Annotated in this window: 22 protein-coding genes, 1 pseudogene and 1 riboswitch; of the genes and pseudogenes, 14 read left to right on the top strand and 9 right to left on the bottom strand. The window is 64.3% G+C overall.

Annotated elements, in window-relative coordinates:
• The first annotated feature begins 17 nt into the window (after positions 1–17).
• From cobS to NKJ91_RS24615, 5 genes are all read left to right on the top strand, one after another.
• Positions 18–1,004: a cobaltochelatase subunit CobS gene (cobS, locus tag NKJ91_RS24635; protein WP_352451201.1), complete on the top strand. Its 987-nt coding sequence runs from the start codon at positions 18–20 to the stop codon at positions 1,002–1,004.
• An 11-nt stretch (positions 1,005–1,015) separates the two neighbouring features.
• Entirely contained in the window at positions 1,016–2,914 is a 1,899-nt protein-coding gene (gene cobT, locus NKJ91_RS24630; protein WP_023677891.1) for a cobaltochelatase subunit CobT, read from the top strand.
• Positions 2,911–3,936 (top strand): esterase-like activity of phytase family protein, encoded by a 1,026-nt coding sequence (locus tag NKJ91_RS24625; protein WP_352457615.1) that lies wholly within the window; start codon positions 2,911–2,913, stop codon positions 3,934–3,936. Before cobT ends, NKJ91_RS24625 begins: the two co-directional genes overlap by 4 nt.
• Before the next feature lie 188 nt (positions 3,937–4,124).
• Positions 4,125–4,493, top strand: coding sequence for an ArsR/SmtB family transcription factor (locus tag NKJ91_RS24620; protein ID WP_352457636.1), 369 nt, complete (start codon positions 4,125–4,127; stop codon positions 4,491–4,493).
• Positions 4,490–4,975 carry an SRPBCC family protein gene (locus tag NKJ91_RS24615; RefSeq protein ID WP_352457614.1) on the top strand — a complete coding sequence of 162 codons (486 nt, stop codon included), beginning with the start codon at positions 4,490–4,492 and terminating at the stop codon, positions 4,973–4,975. The genes NKJ91_RS24620 and NKJ91_RS24615 overlap by 4 nt, the downstream gene beginning before the upstream one ends.
• 57 nt (positions 4,976–5,032) lie before the next feature.
• On the opposite strand, the gene NKJ91_RS24610 is transcribed toward NKJ91_RS24615, so the two are convergent.
• From NKJ91_RS24610 to rpmB, 3 genes are all read right to left on the bottom strand, one after another.
• A complete protein-coding gene (locus NKJ91_RS24610; RefSeq protein ID WP_352457613.1) occupies positions 5,033–5,707 on the bottom strand; it encodes a spermidine synthase family protein in 675 nt (224 codons plus the stop codon).
• Positions 5,708–5,762: 55 nt separating this feature from the next.
• Complete coding sequence (locus NKJ91_RS24605; protein ID WP_352457612.1) at positions 5,763–6,443, bottom strand: queuosine precursor transporter; 681 nt, start codon at positions 6,441–6,443, stop codon at positions 5,763–5,765.
• An 81-nt stretch (positions 6,444–6,524) separates the two neighbouring features.
• On the bottom strand, positions 6,525–6,821 hold the full coding sequence (rpmB, locus tag NKJ91_RS24600; RefSeq protein WP_352457611.1) for a 50S ribosomal protein L28: 297 nt from the start codon (positions 6,819–6,821) through the stop codon (positions 6,525–6,527).
• A gap of 610 nt (positions 6,822–7,431) precedes the next feature.
• On the opposite strand from rpmB, the gene NKJ91_RS24595 reads away from it, so the two are divergent.
• The 3 genes and pseudogenes from NKJ91_RS24595 (at position 7,432) to NKJ91_RS24585 (ending at position 9,823) form a co-directional block, all read left to right on the top strand.
• Complete coding sequence (locus NKJ91_RS24595; RefSeq protein ID WP_352457610.1) at positions 7,432–8,223, top strand: DUF3108 domain-containing protein; 792 nt, start codon at positions 7,432–7,434, stop codon at positions 8,221–8,223.
• Between the two features lie 43 nt (positions 8,224–8,266).
• Positions 8,267–9,154 (top strand): aromatic amino acid exporter YddG, encoded by an 888-nt coding sequence (gene yddG, locus NKJ91_RS24590; protein WP_352457609.1) that lies wholly within the window; start codon positions 8,267–8,269, stop codon positions 9,152–9,154.
• Positions 9,151–9,823: pseudogene (locus tag NKJ91_RS24585) on the top strand (lysoplasmalogenase family protein). The gene yddG and the pseudogene NKJ91_RS24585 overlap by 4 nt, the downstream one beginning before the upstream one ends.
• A 4-nt stretch (positions 9,824–9,827) precedes the next feature.
• Here NKJ91_RS24585 and NKJ91_RS24580 read toward each other — a convergent pair.
• Both NKJ91_RS24580 and gloB read right to left on the bottom strand, forming a co-directional pair.
• Entirely contained in the window at positions 9,828–10,256 is a 429-nt protein-coding gene (locus tag NKJ91_RS24580) for a cupin domain-containing protein (RefSeq protein WP_352457608.1), read from the bottom strand.
• A gap of 11 nt (positions 10,257–10,267) precedes the next feature.
• Positions 10,268–11,035, bottom strand: a complete 768-nt coding sequence (gloB, locus tag NKJ91_RS24575; protein ID WP_352457607.1) for a hydroxyacylglutathione hydrolase — start codon at positions 11,033–11,035, stop codon at positions 10,268–10,270.
• 98 nt (positions 11,036–11,133) lie between these two features.
• Between gloB and NKJ91_RS24570 the strand changes: the two genes are divergently transcribed.
• The 3 genes from NKJ91_RS24570 (at position 11,134) to NKJ91_RS24560 (ending at position 14,748) form a co-directional block, all read left to right on the top strand.
• Complete coding sequence (locus NKJ91_RS24570; RefSeq protein ID WP_352451212.1) at positions 11,134–11,904, top strand: class I SAM-dependent methyltransferase; 771 nt, start codon at positions 11,134–11,136, stop codon at positions 11,902–11,904.
• Positions 11,905–12,032: 128 nt separating this feature from the next.
• Positions 12,033–13,865 (top strand): ABC transporter ATP-binding protein/permease, encoded by a 1,833-nt coding sequence (locus tag NKJ91_RS24565; protein WP_352457606.1) that lies wholly within the window; start codon positions 12,033–12,035, stop codon positions 13,863–13,865.
• Positions 13,866–13,941: 76 nt separating this feature from the next.
• On the top strand, positions 13,942–14,748 hold the full coding sequence (locus tag NKJ91_RS24560) for a DUF1194 domain-containing protein (protein WP_352457605.1): 807 nt from the start codon (positions 13,942–13,944) through the stop codon (positions 14,746–14,748).
• 18 nt (positions 14,749–14,766) lie between these two features.
• Here NKJ91_RS24560 and NKJ91_RS24555 read toward each other — a convergent pair whose 3' ends face one another.
• Both NKJ91_RS24555 and NKJ91_RS24550 read right to left on the bottom strand, forming a co-directional pair.
• Entirely contained in the window at positions 14,767–15,792 is a 1,026-nt protein-coding gene (locus tag NKJ91_RS24555; RefSeq protein WP_023677906.1) for an RNA polymerase subunit sigma-70, read from the bottom strand.
• Between the two features lie 42 nt (positions 15,793–15,834).
• Positions 15,835–16,581, bottom strand: a complete 747-nt coding sequence (locus NKJ91_RS24550) for an SDR family NAD(P)-dependent oxidoreductase (protein ID WP_352457604.1) — start codon at positions 16,579–16,581, stop codon at positions 15,835–15,837.
• A gap of 234 nt (positions 16,582–16,815) precedes the next feature.
• Here NKJ91_RS24550 and NKJ91_RS24545 point away from each other — a divergent pair, with 234 nt between their 5' ends.
• Entirely contained in the window at positions 16,816–17,136 is a 321-nt protein-coding gene (locus NKJ91_RS24545) for a DUF1330 domain-containing protein (protein WP_023677908.1), read from the top strand.
• Positions 17,137–17,161: 25 nt separating this feature from the next.
• Here the strand turns inward: NKJ91_RS24545 and metW are convergent, their stop codons facing one another.
• Together metW and metX are read right to left on the bottom strand one after the other, a co-directional pair.
• Positions 17,162–17,776, bottom strand: coding sequence for a methionine biosynthesis protein MetW (gene metW / locus NKJ91_RS24540; RefSeq protein WP_023677909.1), 615 nt, complete (start codon positions 17,774–17,776; stop codon positions 17,162–17,164).
• A 115-nt stretch (positions 17,777–17,891) separates the two neighbouring features.
• Positions 17,892–19,061 carry a homoserine O-acetyltransferase MetX gene (gene metX, locus NKJ91_RS24535; RefSeq protein WP_023677910.1) on the bottom strand — a complete coding sequence of 390 codons (1,170 nt, stop codon included), beginning with the start codon at positions 19,059–19,061 and terminating at the stop codon, positions 17,892–17,894.
• A 92-nt stretch (positions 19,062–19,153) separates the two neighbouring features.
• Positions 19,154–19,231, bottom strand: a riboswitch (SAM riboswitch).
• A 138-nt stretch (positions 19,232–19,369) separates the two neighbouring features.
• On the opposite strand from metX, the gene hisC reads away from it, so the two are divergent.
• Complete coding sequence (gene hisC / locus NKJ91_RS24530; RefSeq protein WP_023677911.1) at positions 19,370–20,479, top strand: histidinol-phosphate transaminase; 1,110 nt, start codon at positions 19,370–19,372, stop codon at positions 20,477–20,479.
• 6 nt (positions 20,480–20,485) lie between these two features.
• Positions 20,486–21,421 (top strand): prephenate/arogenate dehydrogenase family protein, encoded by a 936-nt coding sequence (locus NKJ91_RS24525; RefSeq protein WP_352457603.1) that lies wholly within the window; start codon positions 20,486–20,488, stop codon positions 21,419–21,421.
• Positions 21,422–21,642: the final 221 nt, after the last annotated feature.

The raw sequence follows: 21,642 nt of genomic DNA, 5'->3' as shown, positions 1-21,642 counted from the left end.
TGGAGACGTTGATAGAGATGAACAAGGTCGATCGCGACATCGCCAACCTGCCCGACACCACGGTGTCGGTGAAGGAGACATTCGGCTTCGACTCCAAGATGGTGGTGCCGGCCTATGCGGTGACGAGCGAGCATGTCCCCGACATCGATCCGGACTACCTGTTCGACAAGAACACGACCATGGCGATCCTCGCCGGCTTTGCCTACAATCGCCGGGTCATGGTGTCCGGTTACCACGGCACCGGCAAGTCGACGCATATCGAACAGGTCGCCGCCCGCCTCAACTGGCCCTGCGTGCGTGTCAATCTCGATAGCCATGTCAGCCGTATCGACCTCGTCGGCAAGGACGCCATCGTGGTCAAGGACGGGCTGCAGATCACCGAATTCCGCGACGGCATCCTGCCCTGGGCCTACCAGCACAATGTCGCACTGTGCTTCGACGAGTACGATGCCGGCCGTCCGGACGTGATGTTCGTCATCCAGCGCGTGCTGGAATCGTCGGGCCGGCTGACGCTGCTCGACCAGAGCCGGGTCATCCGCCCGCACCCGGCCTTCCGGCTGTTTTCGACCGCCAACACGGTTGGGCTGGGCGACACCACCGGCCTCTACCACGGCACCCAGCAGATCAACCAGGCGCAGATGGACCGCTGGTCGATCGTCACCACGCTGAACTACCTGCCGCACGACAATGAAGTGAACATCGTGCTGGCCAAGGCCAAGCACTACCGCGATGGCAAGGGCAAGGAGATCGTCAACAAGATGGTGCGCGTCGCCGACATGACGCGCTCGGCCTTCATCAACGGCGATTTGTCGACGGTTATGAGCCCGCGCACGGTTATCACCTGGGCCGAGAATGCCGAAATCTTCGGCAATATCGGCATGGCGTTCCGGCTGACCTTCCTCAACAAATGCGACGAGCTGGAACGCTCGCTGGTCGCCGAATTCTATCAGCGCGCCTTCGGCGAAGATCTGCCGGAATCGGCTGCCAATGTGGTGCTGGGCTAAGCAGAGTCTCGATGGCGGGTCCGGGCGACAACACGCGAAACAAATCCAAGACCGGCGCTGAGAATGACAGCTTCAAGCGCGCCGTCACCGTCTGCATGCGCGCCATTGCCGGCGACAAGGATCTCGAGGTCGGCTTCGCCAAGGACCGGCCGGCGCTGGCCGGCAGCCGCGCCCGGCTGCCCGAATTGCCGAAGAAGGCATCAAAGGCCGACATCGCCATCACCCGCGGGCTCGGCGATTCCATGGCGCTGAAGCGCGCCTGCCACGATGCGCGCATCCACACCAGGCTGGCACCGGAAGGCAAGCAGGCCCGCGCCATCTATGACGCGGTCGAGCAGGCCCGGGTGGAGGCGATCGGCAGCCGCGCCATGCAGGGCGTCGCCGACAATATCGGCTCGATGCTGGAGGACAAATACGCCAGGGCCAACCTCATCGACGTCAAGGACAAGGCCGACGCGCCGATCGAGGAGGCGCTGGCGCTGATGGTGCGCGAAAAGCTGACCGGCCGCACTGTGCCGAAGAGCGGCGAACGGCTGGTCGATCTCTGGCGCCCTTGGGTCGAGGAAAAGGCCAGTGCCGATCTCGACGGGCTGTCGGCAAAGCTCGACGACCAGCAGGCGTTCGCCCGCGTGGTGCGCGAGATGCTCGCCTCCATGGAAATGGCCGAGGAGCTCGGCGATGACCAGGAGACGGAAGACTCGGAGGACAACGACGAAAACCAGCCGCAAGGCGAGGAGCAGAGCGAGGAGGGCGGCGAAGACGATTCGGGCTCCGAGCAGTCGCAGTCCGAGGATACAGAGGCATCGTCGGACGACGAGCAATCGGCCGAGACAGAGGCCTCCGACGCCACCGCCGAGGATCTCTCCGACGATGACGACGCCGATGCGGAGACGCCCGGCGAGGCGCGCCGCAACGACAATCCCTTCACCAATCTGCCGAAAGAGATCGACTACAGGGTCTTCACCACGGCCTTCGACGAGACCGTAGGTGCGGAGGAACTGTGCGAGGAGGAGGAGCTCGACCGGCTGCGCGCCTTCCTCGACAAGCAGCTCGCCAACCTTTCCGGCGTCGTCGGGCGGCTGGCCAACCGGCTGCAGCGCCGCCTGATGGCGCAGCAGAACCGCTCCTGGGATTTCGACCTCGAAGAAGGCTATCTCGATCCGGCACGGCTGGTGCGCGTCGTCATCGACCCGATGCAGCCTTTGTCCTTCAAGCAGGAGCGCGATACCAAATTCCGCGACACGGTGGTGTCGCTGGTGCTCGACAATTCGGGTTCGATGCGCGGCCGGCCGATCACAGTCGCCGCCACCTGCGCCGACATCCTGGCGCGCACGCTGGAACGCTGCGGCGTCTCGGTCGAAATCCTCGGCTTCACCACCCGCGCCTGGAAGGGCGGGCAGGCGCGCGAGAAATGGCTGAAGGAAGGCAAGCCGCCGAACCCCGGCCGGCTCAACGATCTGCGCCACATCATCTACAAATCCGCCGACCATCCGTGGCGGCGGGCGCGCCGCAATCTCGGCCTGATGATGCGCGAGGGCCTGCTCAAGGAAAACATCGACGGCGAGGCGCTGCTGTGGGCGCACAACCGGCTGATCGCGCGGCCGGAGCAGCGCAAGATCCTGATGATGATCTCGGACGGCGCGCCGGTCGACGATTCGACGCTGTCGGTCAATCCCGGCAATTATCTCGAGCGGCATCTGCGCGCCATCATCGAACTCATCGAGACGCGCTCGCCGGTCGAGCTTTTGGCCATCGGCATCGGCCACGACGTCACCCGCTACTATCGCCGCGCCGTCACCATCGTCGATGCCGAAGAACTGGCCGGCGCCATGACCGAGCAGCTGGCCTCGCTGTTCGCCGAGGAAACCGTGCGCGATACGCGGCGCGGCGGCATGCGGCGCGCCGGATGATTTTTTCCCGCGGCGGCTTTTGGCAGAAGCTTTTGGCCGCCATCGCGTTGTTCGGCATCAGTTTGGCGCCGGCTGTCGCTGCCGGGCCGGCCTCGGTCGAGCCGGCCGAAATCTCGGCCCGGCCCATAACCCAGTTTCGCATCGGCGATGACGAAAAACAGTTCGGGCCGCTCGAATTCGTCGGCGGGCTCGAAATGACCTCGCCGACGCGCGATTTCGGCGCGCTGTCGGCGCTTCGGTTCCTCAAGCCAGGCAGCGATTTCATCGGCGTTGCCGACACCGGTTTCTGGTTCTTCGGCACCCTCGTTCACGATGCCGAGAAGCGGCCTTCCGGCATCCAGAATTTTCGCATGCAGCAGATGGTCGATGCGGCCGGCCAGCCGATCGACGAGAAATGGGCGGTCGATGCCGAAGGCCTCGCGGTCAAGGACGGTATTGCCACGGTCGGTTTCGAGCGCGATCACCGTATCGCCGAGTTCAAGATCGATCCGGACGACATGAAGGCGCCGTTCAGGCAATTGGACTTCCTGATTCCGGCCTGGGAACTTCGCCGCAATCGCGGCTTCGAGACCGTCACCCGCGCCAATCCCAACGGGCAGCACGCGGGCGGGCTGGTCGTGGTGTCGGAAAAGAGCCTCGACAAGACCGGCAACATCTTTGCCGCGATCATCGAAGGGCCGCGCAAGGGCGTCTTCACCGTCAAGCGCAATGGCGATTTCGACATCACCGACGGCGCCTTCCTGCCGGACGGCGACCTGTTGCTTCTGGAGCGCAGTTTTTCGATGGCCGGCGGCGTCAAGATGCGGCTGCGGCGCATATATGGCGAAAGCGTCGAGAAGGGCGCCGTCGCCGACGGTCCGGTGCTGCTCGAAGCCGACATGGGCTACCAGATCGACAACATGGAGGCGCTCGACGTCTGGACCCGCGACGATGGCGCGCTGATCGTGTCGTTGATGTCCGACGACAACCACTCGATCCTGCAGCGCAATCTTTACCTGGAATTTGTGCTGCACGAGGATTGACGCGCGACCGGCCTGCTGGCCGACAGCATCGCTGGCGTTTCCGCGCCGTTTTGCAGCGCAGGCAATTTCCCTTGCAATTTCCCCTGGCAATGACCCGCGTCGCGGGTTTTCCAGCCGGCTCTCACGATCTGCAAAAATACTTTAGCCGTGACTTGACAATTTGTGTCATCGGCGAAATACTCAAGTCCATGCTTAAGTATTCCGAGATCGACAGCATCCTGCGGGCTCTTGCCGAGCCGACGCGCCGGGCAATCCTGGAAAGGCTGAGCCGCGGGCCGGCCACCGTCAGCCAGTTGGCGGAGCCGTTCGGCATGACCTTCGCCGCCGTGCTCCAGCATCTCCAGGTGCTGGAAGCGTGCGGGCTGATCCGCAGCGAGAAGGTCGGACGCGTGCGCACCTGCCGGATCGAGCCCGGCGGGCTAGCCCCGCTCGCCGACTGGATCGCCGCGCGCCGTACGCCGGCCGAACGCCACCTCGACCGTCTCGGCCAGATCCTGGCGGAGACTGACCAACCGGACGCAACACTCCACGACCAGGAAAAGGACGACAAGAAATGAACCAGATTGCCCCCGTTAACGACGAGCACTCCGTTATCCATTCGACCTTCACGATCGAGCGGACCTATCCGCAATCGCCCGAGAGCGTCTTCTTCGCCTTTGCCGACAAAGCGACGGTGCGGCGCTGGCGTGTCGAAGGCGACGGCTTCACCATCGCCGAATTCACCTTCGATTTCCGTGTCGGCGGCGGCGAGGTTTCGCGGTTCAGCTACCAGGGCGGCCCGGAGATCAGGCTCGATGCGCAGTTCCAGGACATCGTCCCTGACCGGCGCATCGTATTTTCCTACCGGATGGCGGTCGGGCCGCAGCCGCTGTCGGCGTCGCTCACCACGGTCGAGCTTGCACCTTCCGGCGAGGGCACCCGCCTGACCTATACCGAACAGGGTGCGTTTTTCGATGGCGTCGATTCAGCGCAAGGACGCGAAGAGGGCACGCGCGGGCTGCTGCAGGCGCTCGCCGCCGAGCTTCAGAAGGCGAGGTAGAGGTTCGTCGGTGTACCGGGCGGCGTCCAACAAGGGCCCGCTCGGATTGCGAGGGGCCTATTGCCCTTTGCTCGCGATCCAGACGACGTGCCGGGCGCCGCGCTTGCCGTGGGCCCGCACCTTGACCTCCTCGACCGTGAAGCCAGCCTGCCTGAGCCGCCGGGTGAAAGCTGCGTCAGGGCCTTGCGACCAGACCGCCAGCACACCGCCGGGTTTGAGCGCAGCGCGTGCGGCGCTGAGGCCGGCTGCGCTGTAGAGCGCATCGTTGGCCTTGTAGACGATGCCTTCCGGGCCGTTGTCGACATCGAGCAGGATCGCGTCCCAGGCCGAAGCTTGCGATCGAATGAGCTGCCCGACATCGGCCTCGCGAATGCCGACACGCCGGTCGTCAAGGCAACCGTCGAAAACTTCGGCCATCGGGCCGCGCGCCCACGCCACGACCGCCGGCACCAATTCGGCAACGGTGACCTGCGCATCGTCGCCGAGCTCGGCCAGCGCCGCGCGCAAGGTAAAGCCCATGCCGAGGCCGCCGATCAGGATGTTTGGGGTCCGGCGGCCGGCAATCCTTTGGCAGGACAGTTTCGCAAGCGCCTCTTCGGAACCGCTGAGCCGGCTGTTCATCAGCTCGTTCGCGCCAAGCATGATCGAGAATTCGCCGCCGCGCCGCTTCAGGCGGAGTTCCTGTCCGCCGTCAGGCGTTTTTGCCGAGTCCAGTTGAAGCCAGGGGATCATGCTCGATAGTCTTTGAGCATGATCTTGTCCGAAAACCGGTTCCCACTTTTCGGGATCATGCTGCCAGTGCCGGCTGGCTCCAGCGGGCGGCAAGCAGCCGGTAGGGGATCAGCGCCACCACCGCTATGATCAGCTTGACGCCGAGATCGCCGAGCGCCCAGGAGACCCAGCGCATCGTCTCGACCGGCAGCACGCCCATCAGCGGTGCGGTTTCCAGCGCAAAGCCGTCATTCGGCCCGGCGAGGGCGAAAGCCGCCGCAAAGGCGACGGTGAAAAACACCACCGTATCGAAAACGGAGCCGACCAGCGTGCCGACGATCGGCGCGCGCCACCAGCTCTGCCGGCGCAGCCGGTTGAACACGGTGACGTCGAGCAACTGCGCGGTGAGGAAGGCGGCACCCGACGCCGCGGCAATGCGCACCAGCCGGTCGGCGGCGGTCTCGAATTCGATCAGGCCGTGGCGAAACAGCAGCGGCGGGATGACGATCGAGCAGATCACCGCTGTCATGAAGCCGACAAAGACGATCCTGCGCGCCACCGCCGGCCCATAGCGGCGATTGGCGAGATCGGTGACCAGGAATGAGAACGGATAGGTGAAGGCGCCCCAGGTCAGGATGTCGGCCAGCGACAACCCGCCGATTGAACCCTGCATCGGGAACTGCACGAGGATGTTCGAGGCCACGACGACGAGCGCCATGGCCGCCACGAAGGGCAGGTACCGCGAGAGGAAAGTCATTTTTTTATCCTGGGTAATGGAACCAGCGGAACGCGATCCGGAACCGGATCACGCCCTGGAAGGCGGCTGCCGCCGAAAAACTCAGGCGGCCGGCTGTTCGGCGAGCTTCTTGGCGATCTGCTTCTTCAACAGGCGGGCGCGCTGCGACAATTCCTTGGCATCGGCCTTGGCCAGGAAGGCGTCGAGGCCGCCGCGATGCTCGACCGAACGCAGCGCGTTGGCCGAAACGCGCAGGCGCACGTTCTGGTTCAGCGCTTCCGAGATCAGCGTCACATTGACGAGATTGGGCAGGAAGCGACGCTTGGTCTTGTTGTTGGCGTGGCTCACATTGTTGCCGGACATGACTGCCTTGGCAGTGAGTTCGCAGGTGCGGGACATGGTTCTAACCTTCGGTTCTCGGTCCTGGCCAAACATTCGACCCGCGCCGGGTGGCGCGCGGTCCCGGTCAGGCGGCCTTATGGAAAAAGTTGGCGTTCCATAGTTGCATTTCGCCGAGGCGTCAAGCTTGGGGTTGGTTAGTGCCAAGGGAATCAATCAAAAGATGACCGATGCCGGCGCTGCCCCTCATCCGCCTGCCGGCACCTTCTCCCCGTATAGTGACGGGGAGAAGGGGCTTGGCCGCAGGCTCGGCGCTTTCTGCAACTCCGCAAATTGGCGAAACCCTTTGCAAGGCGACCTTCTCCCCGTCCCTATACGGGGAGAAGTGCCCGGCAGGGCGATGAGGGGCTGCGCAAACCTGTCGATTTTCCGGGTAGCCACATTTTGTTCTTGCTTTGTGCCGGCAGCTATGCTACTAATTTCGGTATGGTGCTAATTGGCTCCAACGACCCGCCCGCCGAGGCGGGTTTTTTATTTTGGCCGTCGACCAGCCCCACCGTTGCCTGCCGACGGCGCCTTTCACATTAAGGCCGGAATTCAGCCTATAAGCGGTCGCACAGGGACATGCCAGACCGGAGCCGCCCGTCCGGTCGACAATCAAGGACCCGCCATGCCTCGTTCTTTCCTCCATGCCCTGGTCGTGCTGATGGCCGTCGCGCTGTCGACGACGGTTTCGGCCGCTGAGCCGCAATCCTTCACGGGCGAATATTCGGTGTCGTTCCTCGGCCTCTCCGTGGCCAAGGCGAAATTCTCCAGCCATTACGAGGGCGACACCTATTCGATCGAGGGCAGCGTTTCCGCCGCCGGGCTCGCCACTTTGTTCGACGATACCCGAGGCACGATCTCGTCGAAGGGCAAGATTTCGGGCAAGCAGTTGCAGCCGCAAGCGTTCCACGCCGACTACACGTCCGGCAAGAAGGCATCGATGATCGACATCCAGTTTGCCAACGGCGTCGTCACCTCGACCAAGGTCGTGCCTGAGCCGAAGAAGCGCAATCCCGAGAATTGGATACCGCTGGTCGGCAGCCATCTCGTATCGGTCCTCGATCCGATGGCCGCCACCGTCATCCATGCCGACAGCCTCGACCAGGTCTGCGGGCGCACGGTGAAGCTCTATGACGGCGAAATGCGTGCCGATCTGAAACTGAGCTACGAGTCCAAAGGGTCGATCTCGGTGACCGGCTACAAGGGCGATACGGTCACCTGCAGGCTGGGCTTCGAGCCGGTGGCCGGTTACCGCAAGAACCGCAAGGCGCTGAATTACCTGAAGAAACGCAGCCGCATCATGGTGACGTTTGCACCGGTCGGCCAAAGCGGCGTATATGCGCCGATCCGCGCCACGGTCAGCACGCAAATCGGCCCGTTGACGATCAGCGCGGAGCGGTTCGAAGCAAACGAATAGGCGTGATGGTGCGCCGCCAACGATGGGCAGGGGGGCGACGGGTATGGCGCGCGCAACACTGATCGGCTTCTGCGCGGTCGCCATGTGGGCGCTGCTGGCGCTGCTTACGGATGCCTCGGGCGCCGTGCCGCCGTTCCTGCTTTCGGCAATCACCTTCACGATCGGCACTTGCGTCGGGCTGGTTGCCCGGCTGTTCATGCCGGCAGCCGGCGGCGCCGCGAAGATACCGCGCCAGGTCTGGGTGATCGGCATTGCCGGCCTGTTCGGCTACCACTTCTTCTATTTCACCGCGCTGCGCAATGCGCCGGCCGTCGAGGCCAGCCTGATCGCCTATCTGTGGCCGCTGCTGATCGTGCTGGGGTCGGCGCTGATGCCGGGCGAGCGGCTGGCCTGGAACCACGTCGCCGGCGCGCTGCTCGGCCTTGCCGGCACGGTCCTGATCGTCACCAAGGGCGGCGGGCTTGCCTTCGACGCGCGTTATGCCTTCGGCTACGCCATGGCCGGCGTCTGCGCGGTGCTGTGGTCGTCCTATTCGCTGTTGTCGCGACGCTTCCCGTCGGCGCCGACCAGCATCGTCACCTGGTTCTGCGCCGCCACCGCGGCACTTTCGCTCATCTGCCATCTGTTGCTGGAAGAAACGGTGCTGCCCAACGGCGCCGGCCAGTGGCTGGCCGTGCTCGGCCTCGGTCTGATGCCGGTGGGGGCGGCGTTCTATGCCTGGGACATCGGCGTCAAGCGCGGCAACATCCAGGTGCTGGGGGCGGCGAGCTATGCCGCGCCGCTGCTGTCCACCCTGGTGCTAATCGCGGCCGGCTTCGCCGAGCCGTCATGGCGCATCCTCGCCGCCTGCGTGCTGATCACCGGCGGCGCGGCACTGGCGGCGAAATCGCTGTTCCTGCGCAAGAGGGCCGCGAGCGAGGCAAACGCATGATGCCGTTTCCCGGCGGCATCGATGCCAATGCCAATGCGACGCTGGCATTTTCGCTGGCGGCAGCGGTGATTTACGCGTTCAGCCTCGGCATGCCGCCGCGCCTTTCGCGGTCGGCGGCAAGGACATTGGCGGTGGCGATGCTGGCGGTGCTGGTCGCGCAGCAGGGCGGCCCATGGCTGCTCGTCGCCGCGCTCGGCGCCAGTGCCATCGGCGACGCCTTCCTGTCGCGCGACGGCGAGAAGGCATTTCTTGGCGGCACGGCCAGTTTTCTTGCCGCGCACGTGCTTTACGTCGTGCTGTTCCTGCGTGCCGGCGGTGGCCTCGGGCTGCTTTCGGCCGAGCCGTGGCGGGCAGCGATCGTGCCGGCGATGATCGTGTCGGTGCTGGCCATGCTTTTTCGCGCTCCGGCGCCGCATCGGCCCGGCCTTGCGTTTGCCGATCGGTGTGCATGCCGCGGCACTGCATGCCATGGGCATTGCGGCGCTCACCCTGAACAGCGTCGGGGTCGTCGGCGGCGTCGTCCTGCTCATCCTGTCCGACGGGCTGCACGCCGCGGAAAAGTTCCTGCTGCCCGCCATCTCGCCACACCGCATTTGGGTGCGCCATGCGGTCTGGGCGCTGTATTACGTCGGCCAGCTGGCGATCACGCTGGGTTTCCTGTTGGGCTAGGTGCCTAGGGCGTGCCCGGCAGCCAGCCTGGTTCGGCCAGTTCGAAGGCGGCGAAATCGAAGCCCGGCGCCACGGTGCAGCCGACCAGGGTCCATTCGCCGCGGCTGCGTGCCGACTGCCACCAGCCTGCCGGCACGACGATCTGCGGCCGCTCGCCCGCGGCAAGCGCCGTACCGAGGATCTCCTCGATGACGGGGCCGCCTTCTCGATGTATCGACAGCGCCAGCGACGCACCGTCATAGAAGTGCCAGACCTCCGCCGCGTCTCTGACCCGGTGCCAGGCCGACAATTGGTCCTTCTCGAGGAGGAAATAGATCGCCGTCGAATGGCCGCGGGCGCCTGCCGCGCCGTCGCGAAAGGTCTCGGCATACCAGCCGCCTTCCGGATGCGGCTTCAGGCCGAGCAGGGCGATGATTTCGGCGGAACTGGTCATCGCTGTTGCGCTCAGAAATTGTCCTTGCGCTTGCGGATCTCGGCGAACACTTCGGCGTCGGAGGCGTTCTCCAGGCCGAGATGCCTGCGGATCGCCGGATCGTGCCAGCGCAGGAACGGATTGGTCGACAGTTCCTCGCCGATGGTCGTCGGCAGCGTCGGCTTGCCGTCGGCGCGCAGCGCCTCGACCTTGGCGGTGCGCTCTTTCAGCGCCGAATTGGTCGGGTCGACGGTCAGCGCGAAACGGGCGTTGGCCAGCGTATACTCATGGCCGCAATAGACGACCGTCTCGGCCGGCAGCGCCGCGAGCTTCTTCAGGGATTCGTACATCACCGGCGGCTTGCATTCGAGCAGCCGCCCACAGCCGAGCGCAAACAGCGTGTCGGCGGCGAAAGCCACTTTCGACGCCGGCAGATGATAGGTGACATGGCCGGCGGTATGGCCGGGTGTGGCGATGACCTCGATCCGCTCATCGCCGAGGTGGACGACCGAGCCTTGCTCGACAGTTTCGTCGATGCCGGGAATCTTTGCCTTTTCGGCTTCCGGCCCGACAATGCGCAGCTTGAAACGCTCCTTCAGCGCCAGATTGGCCTCGACGTGGTCGAGATGGTGGTGAGTGGTCAGGATCATCGTCGGGGTCCAGCCGGTGCGCTTGATCGCCGCCAGGATCGGCGCCTCCTCGGGCGCATCGATGAGCGCCGTCTGACCGCTTTTCGGGTCATGCACCAGCACGCCGAAATTGTCGCTGCGGCACATGAATTGTTCGATCTCGACCGGCATCGCATCTCTCCCTTTATTGCCGCAGACATAGGGCGCCTGCCAGCCGATGTCATCTGCCTTTGTTGAACTTGGACTGCTTCGAAGCTACCGTTCCGCGCATGCATTCAGACATTGTCGATCTCCGTTCGTTTTATTCGACCACGCTCGGCCGCCTGGCCGAACGCTCGATCACCATGGCGCTGTCCTCGATATGGGCCGTCGTGCCCAACGAGCGGCTGGTCGGCCTCGGCTACACCTTGCCGTGGCTGGAGCGCTTCGGCAGCGATGCCGAGCGCGTCTTTGCCTTCATGCCGGCGACACAGGGCGCAGTGGTCTGGCCGGCGACGGGGCCGACGGCGACCGCCCTGGTCTTCGATGAGGAACTGCCGCTGGTCGATTCCTGCATCGACCGCATGCTGCTCGTCCATTCGCTCGAACATGTCGAGAACCCACGCGAGACGCTGAACGAGATCTGGCGGGTGCTGTCGCCGGCCGGCCGTGTCGTCATCGTCGTGCCCAACCGGCGCGGCGTCTGGGCACGCTTCGAGCATACGCCTTTCGGCAATGGCCGGCCGTTCTCGCGCGGCCAGCTGACCGAATTGCTGCGCGAAGCGAATTTCACGCCGGCGGCGTGGTCCGATGCGCTGTTCTTCCCGCCGTCGCCGCGACGTTTCATGATGCAGTTCCACAATGTGCTGGAACGTGCCGGCCGGCGCTTCTGGCCGATCTTTTCGGGCGTTATCGTCGTCGAGGCGCAGAAGCGGCTCTATCAAGGCGTGCCGGTCGCCCAGCGCGCGTCCCGCCGCGTCTTCGTGCCGGTTCTCTCGCCGCATGGCGCGCCGACGCTTGGCCGGCTGTCGCGGGCCGAACACCCGGCACCGCCAGGATGACGCGTTCGTGATCCGAGACGTGCTTTTTCACGCCTATCTGACGATATCAGGTTTGCTGTCCGATTGAAGGCCGTGCGGCCGATCCCTATGACCGGTTTGGCATTGCTCCGAATGCAAGGATTTAACCGATGGATGATCGTCCGGATGTCGAGGCCAGCGCCCAGAAGCTTGCCACGTCGATCGAAGCCAGCAGCCTGCGTGAGCAGCTGGCAACAATCAAGATAGCGCTGACCACCTCGCCGGTGCGAAAACAATTGCTTTGGGCAGCGATCGGCATCGTCGCCGTCATCGTGGCGAGCTCGATCGGGCAGGTTCTGCTCAATCGCTGGAACCAGCCTTTCTACGACGCGCTGGCGCGGCGCGACATGCCGGCTTTCCTGCATCAGCTTCTGGTCTTTGCCGGCATCGCCGGCGGGCTTGTGGTGCTCAATGTCGGCCAGACCTGGCTCGACCAGATGCTCCGCCTGAAGCTGCGCGAGGCGCTGACGCTCGACCTGATCGACGAATGGATGCGGCCGGCGCGTGCCTTCCGGCTGACCCATGCCGGCGCCATCGGCGTCAATCCCGACCAGCGCCTGCAGCAGGATGCCGGGCATCTCTCCGATCTTTCCACCGGTCTTGGCATCGGCCTGCTGCAGTCCTGCATCCTGCTTGCCTCGTTCGTTGGGGTCCTGTGGTCGCTGTCTTCCGGCTTCGTCTTCCACATAGGCGGCCATTCGCTGGCCATACCCGGCTACATGGTCTGGGCGGCGATCCTTTATGCTGGCACCGCCTCCTGGTTGAGCTGGCTGGTCGGGCGACCGTTGATCCGCTTCAACAACGATCGCTATACGCGTGAGGCGGAGCTGCGCTCCTCGGTGGTTCGCGTCAACGAGAATGTCGATGCCATCGCGCTGGCGCATGGCGAGGCCGATGCCAGGCGCCGGCTCGAATTCGATCTCGGCACGGTGCTGGGCGCCATGCGGCGCATCTACAGCGCCCAGATCAATCTTTCCTGGGTTACCGACACCTATGGCTGGATCACTGTCGTCGCGCCGATCCTGGTCGCCTCACCGGTCTATTTCGCCGGCGATATCAGCTTTGGCGGCTTGATGATGGCAGTCGGCGCTTTCAACCAGGTCCATTCGTCGCTGCGCTGGTTCATCAACAATATCGGCGGCATCGCCGATTGGCGCGCTACGCTGATGCGGGTCGCCGACTTCCGCATCGCGCTTGGCGACACCGACGCGCTGCACGATACGGAACGGCGCATTTCGTTCGGCGAAAACCCGGACGGCAGCCTGACATTCGAGAAACTCGAGATCGCCTCGCCGGAGGGATGCACCAAGCTTGCCGAGCCGCATGTCGAAATCCGCGCCGGCGACCGGGTCATGATCACCGGAGATCCGGGCGCCGGCAAGACGCTGTTCTTCCGGGCCATTGCCGGTCTGTGGCCATGGGGCAGCGGACGGATCGGCATGCCGGCCGGAGAAGCGCCGATCTTTGTTCCGCGTATCCCCTATTTCCCGCTCGGCAAGCTGCGCGAGGTGCTCAACCATTCAGACGGCGCGGCGGAGGCGAGCGATGCCGAGATCTCGGAGGTGCTGGCCGATGTCGGGCTGCAACGCCTGTCGTCCTCGCTCGATCGCTCGGCGCGCTGGGAGCGTGAGCTCAGCGACGACGAGCAGCGTCTGCTGGCCTTTGCCAGGCTGGCCTTGCGACGGCCGAAATGGGTGATCATCGACGAGGCGCTGGACGCGTTCGACGGCCCAACGCTGAGGCAAGTGCTGTCGATGCTGGAGAAGCGCCTTCCCGACGCCGCGATCCTCAATATCGGCCGCGGCCAGCACAATGCCCGCTTCTTCCGGCGGGCGTTGACCATCGTCAAGGATGCCGGCCAACCGCCACTCAAGCCGGCCCGTATCAGGGCAGGTGCCATCGAACCGCCCCCGGTTATCGTTTCGGCTGGCCGAAAGAAATAGAAGGCAAGCTTTATTTCGCCGCGATCGCGGCGAAAAACTGTCGCGATCGTTTCAGATGGGAACGTTCCGATCGGCCATGCGTGACGCTCTCGCCCTGCTCGCCTGCCTTGCCTGCACCCCGGCGGCACCTGCGGACGCGCCGGCCAATGCAATTGCCGTCGATGTCGAGCTGGTGCTGGCCGTCGACATCTCGCAGTCGATGGATGAAAGGGAGTTTGCCCTGCAGCGCGCCGGCTATGTCGCGGCGCTGCGCCACCCCGACTTCATCAACGCCGTGCGTGCCGGCACCTTCGGCCGCATCGCCATCGCCTATTTCGAATGGGCCGGCACCATCCGCGACGACGCGGTCATTGCCTGGCAGGTCGTCGACAGCAAGGAGAGCGCCAACGCTTTCGCCGACAAGATCGCGGCCCGCCCGTTCAGGAGCTTTCGCGGCACCTCGATTTCCGGTGCTGTGGCTTTCGGCGCCGAGCTTTTCAACGGCACGGCCTTCACCGGCAAACGCCGCGTCATCGACGTCTCGGGGGACGGCCCAAACAACACCGGCTTGCCGGTCACAACGGCACGCGATGCGGCGCTGGCGAAGGGCATCGTCATCAACGGGCTGCCGATCCTGATCAGCCCGTCACCCACCTTCAGCCATCTCGACCGGTATTATGCCGAATGCGTTACCGGCGGGCCGGGCTCGTTCGTGCTGCCGATCTATGCTGCTTCCGAATTCGCCACCGCCACTCGCCGCAAACTGATCCTCGAGGTCAGCGGCATCGAGTATCCCAAGGTGGATCCGAGGACGATCCGCATCGACGCACCGATCGACTGCCTGCAAGGCGAGCGCGACCGAAGGTTTTTCTCGGACCCATATTTCCCGGAACTTGACCGATAAGGCTGGCCCAGGGGTAAGCTAGGCTGGTGGCAGGCCGAAGGCCGGGAACAGAGATGGCCCGAGCGGCCCTATGAAGATCGTCAAGGAAGCGATCCCGCCCTCGGCTGCGTCGAACACATGCAGGGAATGGGCCCGCCATTCAGGGCCATCGTGGCTGCGGGAATAAACCCCGACCGCCGGCTGGGCATTGGCCCGGGTGGCCAGCGTGCGAAAGCCGCCAAACCTCGGCCAGACGGTCTCGAAGAAACCGCGGATCGCTTCGCGGCCTTGATACCATTCACGCCAAGGCGGCATGGTGTAGATGGCGTCCTCACGCAGCAGCTCGATCAAGCTGTCGAGATTGGCGGCCTGCCAGGCCTGCATGTAGCGTTCGAGCAGCAGGCCTTCTTCGCGGCTGGGCCGTGATCGGCTGGCCGGCCGTCCCTGAGGATAGCGCGCCGCCAGCGTTACGCGGGCCCGCTGCAACGCGCTGTTGATCGAAGCCGTCGATCCGCCCAGCAAACGCGCCGTCTCGACAGCCGACCATCCGAGGACGTCGGCAAGCAGCAGCGCGGCGCGCTGCCTGGGCGGCAGATCCTGGATCGCCGCGACGAAGGCGAGCTGGACGGCCTCGCGGCTCTCGTAACGGGCTTCCGGACCTGGCTCGCTGCCGGCAATGTCTGGAAGCTCGGCGTCGGGGTAGGGCTCCAGCCAGGCGATGTCGGCTACGGGCCCGCCTATGGCCGCCCCGTGCGAGGGCTGCCGTCCGGGTTCCCGGAGAATGCGACGCGCCCTCGACCTCGCCTTGATGGCGTTGAGGCAAGCGTTGGTCGCGATCATGTAGAGCCAACCGCGAACCGAACCTCGCCCGTCGAACTCCGATCTTGCGCGCCAGGCGCGAAGCAACGTGTCCTGGACGAGGTCGTCGGCCTCGTGCAGCGAACCCATCATGCGATAACAATGCAGCTTGAGCTCGCGGCGATGGGCGGCCGTGACCTTCTCGAAGGCCAGCCGATCGAGGATCGGCTGGCGTGCTGGTTCCAGAGGTGGTTGAGCGTCTGTCATGTGGCTTGTGCGGTTACGAGCGAGCGTTGCATTACGCGCCCCTCAGGCGGCCGGGGCAAGCCCGCTACCGCTCACCATGAAGGAACTGCCTTGCGGCTGGCCGGTGGCGAGTGCGACCACCGCCCGTCCGACATCGGCCGGCGTTTGCATGTCGGTCATGGCGGCGATGAAGTCCGCCGGCTGGATGCCCATATAGGCCGCTATGCTGTCGACGCCGGCCTTGCCCACGCCGGTTTCCGGCATGATGCGCATCGGCGCGAGCGCCATGAAGCGCAGGCCGAGGCCAAGCCGGTCGGCCTCCTTCTGGCTATGACCGGCCAGGAACATCTGCATGCGTTTTGCGCCGGCATAGCCGCCGGCGTTCGGTGGTCCGCCGGTCAAGGCCGCGCCGCTGGAGATCAGAACGATCCGGGTCCCCGGCTTGAGCGGACGCCGCAGAGCGGCCCGGCAAAACAGGAACGACGCCTTGACGTCCGTGTCCCAATTTGCCGAGAACGCCTTCCAGTTCTGTTCATGCACCGGCGCAGAAGGCGCCAGCGCGCCTGCACAGATCACCAGCACGTCCGGCTCAAGCGCGGCGAAGACCTTATCCGGGGCGGAGTCCACCGTAGCATCGACCGCGAGCGTCTTCACGCCCGAGACCTCCCAGGCAAATTGCGCCAGGGCCTGTTTTCCGCGGGCAACGGCCAGCACCGCCGCTTTCTCCTTGAGAGCGGCCTCCGCGATCGAGTGGCCGACACCACGGCTGCCTCCGACGACGACGACATTCTGATTTTGCAACGATCCCATGGATCACCTCTCGTTCCCGGCCGCCGGACCATCCAGGCGCGCTCATCGATAAGGACAGCGCAGGTGTGCCAAAATCATCGGTGCCAGGTGGAAATATCTTTCAGGTGACGGCAGCCGCGCTTCGTTTTTGTATTCAGTGTCATTACCTCTGGGGTAATCGACCAGCGCATTACGTCTCGGCAAACTGCTCCCATCAAGCCGGTTGTCCGGCCTTCGACCACAAGGAGATACGCCATGACCGCCTACGCCGTCGCCCATATGCGCCAGGTCACGCCGGGGCCGCAGATCGTCGAGTACCTGCACAAGATCGATGAAACGCTGGAACCGTTTGGCGGCCGCTTCGTGGTGCACGGAGGCGAGGTGGAAGTCGTTGAAAACACCTGGCCGGGCCACCTCGTCATGATCGAATTTCCAGACATGCAGCAGGCGCGCGCATGGTACCGCTCGCGCGCCTATCAGGAGATCTTGCCGCTGCGCACCGAGAATTCTCAGTCCGACGTGGTCCTGGTCGATGGCGTTGCGCATCCGCACAAGGCCACCGACGTTCTCGAATAAGGGGACGATCTGCGACGATTGGCTCTTATCGTTTCAGCAGAAACACCGCCTGCTGGCCGAAAAAATTCCAGAACCACCACGGCATCGAGAAGCCGATCCGCTGGCCATTGGCGTCGAGCGCGGTCGCCTTTTCCACCGTCGCGCCAAGCTCGTCGCACAGATTGACGAAATCGCGAATGGTGCAGAAATGGATGTTGGGGGTGTCATACCAGGAATAGGGCAGGTCCCTGGTCACCGGCATGCGGCCGTTGAAGAGCAACGAAAAGCGCACCCGCCAGTGGCCGAAATTCGGGAATGAGACGATGGCGCGGTTGCCGATCCGGAGCAGTTCGTCGAGCACCAGCTTCGGATTGCGTGTCGCCTGCAAGGTCTGCGACAAGACGACGAAGTCGAAGCCCTTGTCGGGATAGAATTGGAGATCCTTGTCGGCATCGCCCTGGATGACCGACAGGCCACGCGCCACGCATTCGTTGACGCCGCGCTGCGACAGCTCCAGGCCGCGGCCATCGACCTTCTTGGTCGCCTGCAGCAATTCGAGCAGCAGGCCGTCGCCGGAACCGACATCCAGCACCCGCGACTGCGGCGGGATGAGATCGGCGACGACTTCGAGGTCGACGCGCTGGGCGCGGTTGACGCTCATGCGTTCGCCTCTTGCCTGGCGCATGATCCTGATCCGAAAAGTCTGCAACTTTTCGGGGTCATGCGCTGATGCCTGGCGCATGGTCCTGATCCGAAAAGCCGGCAACTTTTCGGGGTCATGCGCCGAGCCCTCTCGCCCGAGCGGCCGAGGCGATGAAGCCTTTGATGGCGGCGAACAGTTCGGGCTCGTCGAGCAGAAAGGCGTCGTGGCCGCGGTCGGTCTCGATTTCGACGAACGATACCGAGGCGCCGGCCGCGTTCAGCGCGTGCACGACCGAGCGGCTCTCTTCGGTCGGGAACAGCCAGTCGCTGGTGAACGAAACCAGGCAGAAGCGCGTCTTGGTGCTGGCGAAGGCATCGGCCAGCCGGCCGCCATGGTCGGCGGCGAGATCGAAATAGTCCATCGCCCGGGTCATGTAGAGATAGGAGTTGGCATCGAAGCGATCGACGAAGGTCATGCCCTGATGGCGCAGATAGCTCTCGATCTGGAAGTCGGCATCGAAACCGAAGGTCAGCGCTTCGCGGTCCTGCAGGTTGCGGCCGAACTTGCGATGCAGCGCTGCTTCCGACAGATAGGTGATGTGGGCGGCCATGCGCGCCACCGCCAGCCCCTTTTCCGGCCGCTTGCCATGCTCGAAATATTTGCCGCCGTGCCAATCGGGGTCGGCCATCACCGCCTGCCTGCCGACCTCGTGGAAGGCGATGTTCTGCGAAGAATGGCGGGCGCCGGTCGCGATCGGCAGCGCCGAGAAGACGCGCTCGGGATAGCTGGAGGCCCATTGCAGCACCTGCATGCCGCCCATCGAGCCGCCAAGCACGCTGAACAACTGTTCGATGCCGAAATGCTCGACCAGCATCAACTGCGCCCGCACCATGTCGCGGATGGTGATGATCGGCAGGTCGAGCCCGTAAGGCTTGGCTGTGGCGGGATTTGTCGAGGCGGGGCCGGTGGAGCCGAGGCAGCCGCCGATGACGTTTGACGAGATGACGAAGAAACGGTCGGTATCGATGATCTTGCCGGGGCCGATCAGCACTTCCCACCAGCCCGGCTTGCCGGTCACGGGATTGGTGTTGGCGACGTGCTGGTCGCCGGTCAGCGCATGGCAGACGAGGATGGCGTTGGAGCGCGCGTCGTTGAGCGTGCCATAGGTCTGGTAGGCGATCTGGAACGGCGACAGCAGCGTGCCGGCGTCGAGCTTGAGCGGCTTGTCGGCGCCGAAACGCAACACCGGGCTCGACGGCTGGTCGGCCTCGTTGTTGGTTTTTCGAGCGCGCAAAGCGACCATTACATCTCCTTGCCCGGCCTTCCGTTGTCCGCCGGTCTGGGCAACAGCCAGTCAGGGCAACAAAAAACCGGCCATGCCTTCGCAAAGCCGGTTACAAGATGCAAACGGCCCTTTAGCAAGTTGTTTAACGTGGCTGCAAGCCGACCGGCCAAATCACCACGGAACTGTTGCTGCTCTTCTAGGACCGACGCATGGCTTCGTCAACGGCAAGTTCTTGATCCCGAATTGCCGCCCCTCGACATTCCGAGCCACGGCTTGTATTTCCGCTGCGGCCTCCGGATGGAGGCACTCTCGACGGATTTCATGAAATGAGCCAGACACCGGATCAGACACGTCCAAGGCCCCGCGCCGGCATCATGGACATCGAAGCCTATGTGCCCGGCAAGAGCGCGGCGCCTGAAGGTGTCGCCAAGGTCCATAAATTGTCGGCGAACGAGAACCCGCTCGGTCCTTCGCCAAAGGCGATAGAGGCCGCGCGCGCGGTCGCCGACAAGCTCGCGGTCTATCCCGACGGCAGCGCCAGGCGCCTGAGGGAAGCGATCGCCGAGGTGCACGGGCTCAACCCGGCGAACATCGTCTGCTCCAACGGCTCCGACGAGATTCTGGGCCTGCTGGCGCAGACCTATCTCGCACCCGGCGACGAAGCCATCATCACCGAACACGGCTTCATGGTCTACAAGATCTACATACAGTCGGCCGGTGCCGTCCCGGTAACGGTCAAGGAGACCGATGAACGCGCCGACATCGATGCGATCCTCGCCGCGGTGACGCCGGCTACCCGGATCATCTTCCTTGCCAATCCAAACAATCCAACCGGCACCTACGTGCCGTTCCAGGAGGTGCGCCGCCTGCATGCCGGCCTGCCGCGAAACGTGCTTCTGGTGCTGGATGCAGCTTACGCCGAATATGTCCGGCGAAACGATTATGAAGCCGGCGTCGAGTTGGTGGGCAGCGCGGAAAACGTGGTCATGACCCGCACTTTCTCCAAATTGGGCCTGGGCGGGGCGCGGATCGGCTGGATGTATGCGCCAATGCACGTCATCGACGCGATCAACCGCGTGCGCGGGCCTTTCAACGTCAATGCGACGGCGATCGAGGCCGGCATCGCGGCGATCCACGACCGCGCCCATATCCAACGCAGCGTCGCGCACAACGAGACCTGGCTAGCCTGGCTGAGCGAGCAACTAAGCGGGCTCGGGCTGCGGGTGACGCCGAGCGTCGGCAATTTCATCCTCATCCACTTTCCCGAGGACAAAAAGCATTCGGCGGCGGCCGCCGACGACTACCTCAGTGCGCGCGGCTACATATTGCGGCGCGTTTCCGGCTACGGTTTTCCGAACGCGCTGCGCATGAGCATCGGCACCGAAGAGGCCAATCGCGGCGTTGTCGCAGCACTCGCGACATTCCTGAAAAGCTAGAACACCATGACCTCACCGATGTTCGAAAAGATCGCGCTGGTCGGCATCGGCCTGATCGGCTCGTCGCTGGCCCGCGTCATCCGCCGCGAGGGACTCGCCGGCCAAGTCGCGATTTCGACGCGCAGCGACGCGACGCTGGCACGCGCGAGCCAACTCGGCCTTGGCGACACCTATACGACGGATGCGAAAGAGGCGGTTCGCGATGCTGATCTGGTTATCGTTTCGGTGCCGGTCGGCTCTTCAGGCACGGTCGCCGCAGAGATCGCGCCGGCGCTGAAGAAGGGCGCCATCCTCACCGATGTCGGCTCGACCAAGGCGTCGGTGATCGCGCAGATGCAGCCGCACGTGCCTGATGGCGTGCTCTTCATCCCCGGCCATCCTTTGGCCGGCACCGAAAAATCGGGACCGGACGCCGGTTTTGCCGAACTGTTCGAGAACCGCTGGTGCATTTTCACGCCGCTGCCCGGCACCGATCCCGCAGCACTGGAAAAGCTCTCGGAATTCTGGCGCCGCTGCGGCTCCAACATCGACACCATGGACCCGCAGCATCACGACATGACGCTGGCCATCGTTTCGCACCTGCCGCATATCATCGCTTACAACATCGTCGGTACCGCCGACGATCTGGAGTCGGTGACCAAGTCCGAGGTCATCAAATACTCGGCTTCCGGCTTTCGCGACTTCACCCGTCTCGCGGCATCGGACCCGACCATGTGGCGCGACGTCTGCCTGCACAACAAGGACGCCATTCTCGAAATGCTGGCGCGGTTTTCCGAGGATCTGTCCTCGCTGCAGCGGGCGATCCGCTGGGGCGACGGCGAAAAACTGTTCGACCTGTTCACCCGCACCCGCGCCGTCCGCCGCTCGATCATCGAGGCCGGCCAGGATATCGACGTACCGGATTTCGGCCGCCAGGCAGTCGAACACCCGCCGAAGGGATAAGCCGCGGCAGGCCGATCGCAGGCCGGCTCGGCTTAGAGCGGTTCATCGTTTCACAGAAACGCCGAACCGCTCTATCTCTTTGTTTTTGCGCAATTCCGGACGGAAAACCGTTTCACACTTTTCCTGGAATTGCTTGTCTTATGACTTTCGCTGCCGAATGGGTCAGAAAGGAACGCTGAGAGAGGGTAGCCGCCCCCCCTCAGCGGCGAGGGTCGGATCGG

The sequence above is a fragment of the Mesorhizobium sp. M0040 genome (assembly GCF_040323505.1).
In the GTDB taxonomy this organism is placed as follows: Bacteria; Pseudomonadota; Alphaproteobacteria; order Rhizobiales; family Rhizobiaceae; genus Mesorhizobium.
This window is presented reverse-complemented; position numbering and strand designations above follow the sequence as displayed.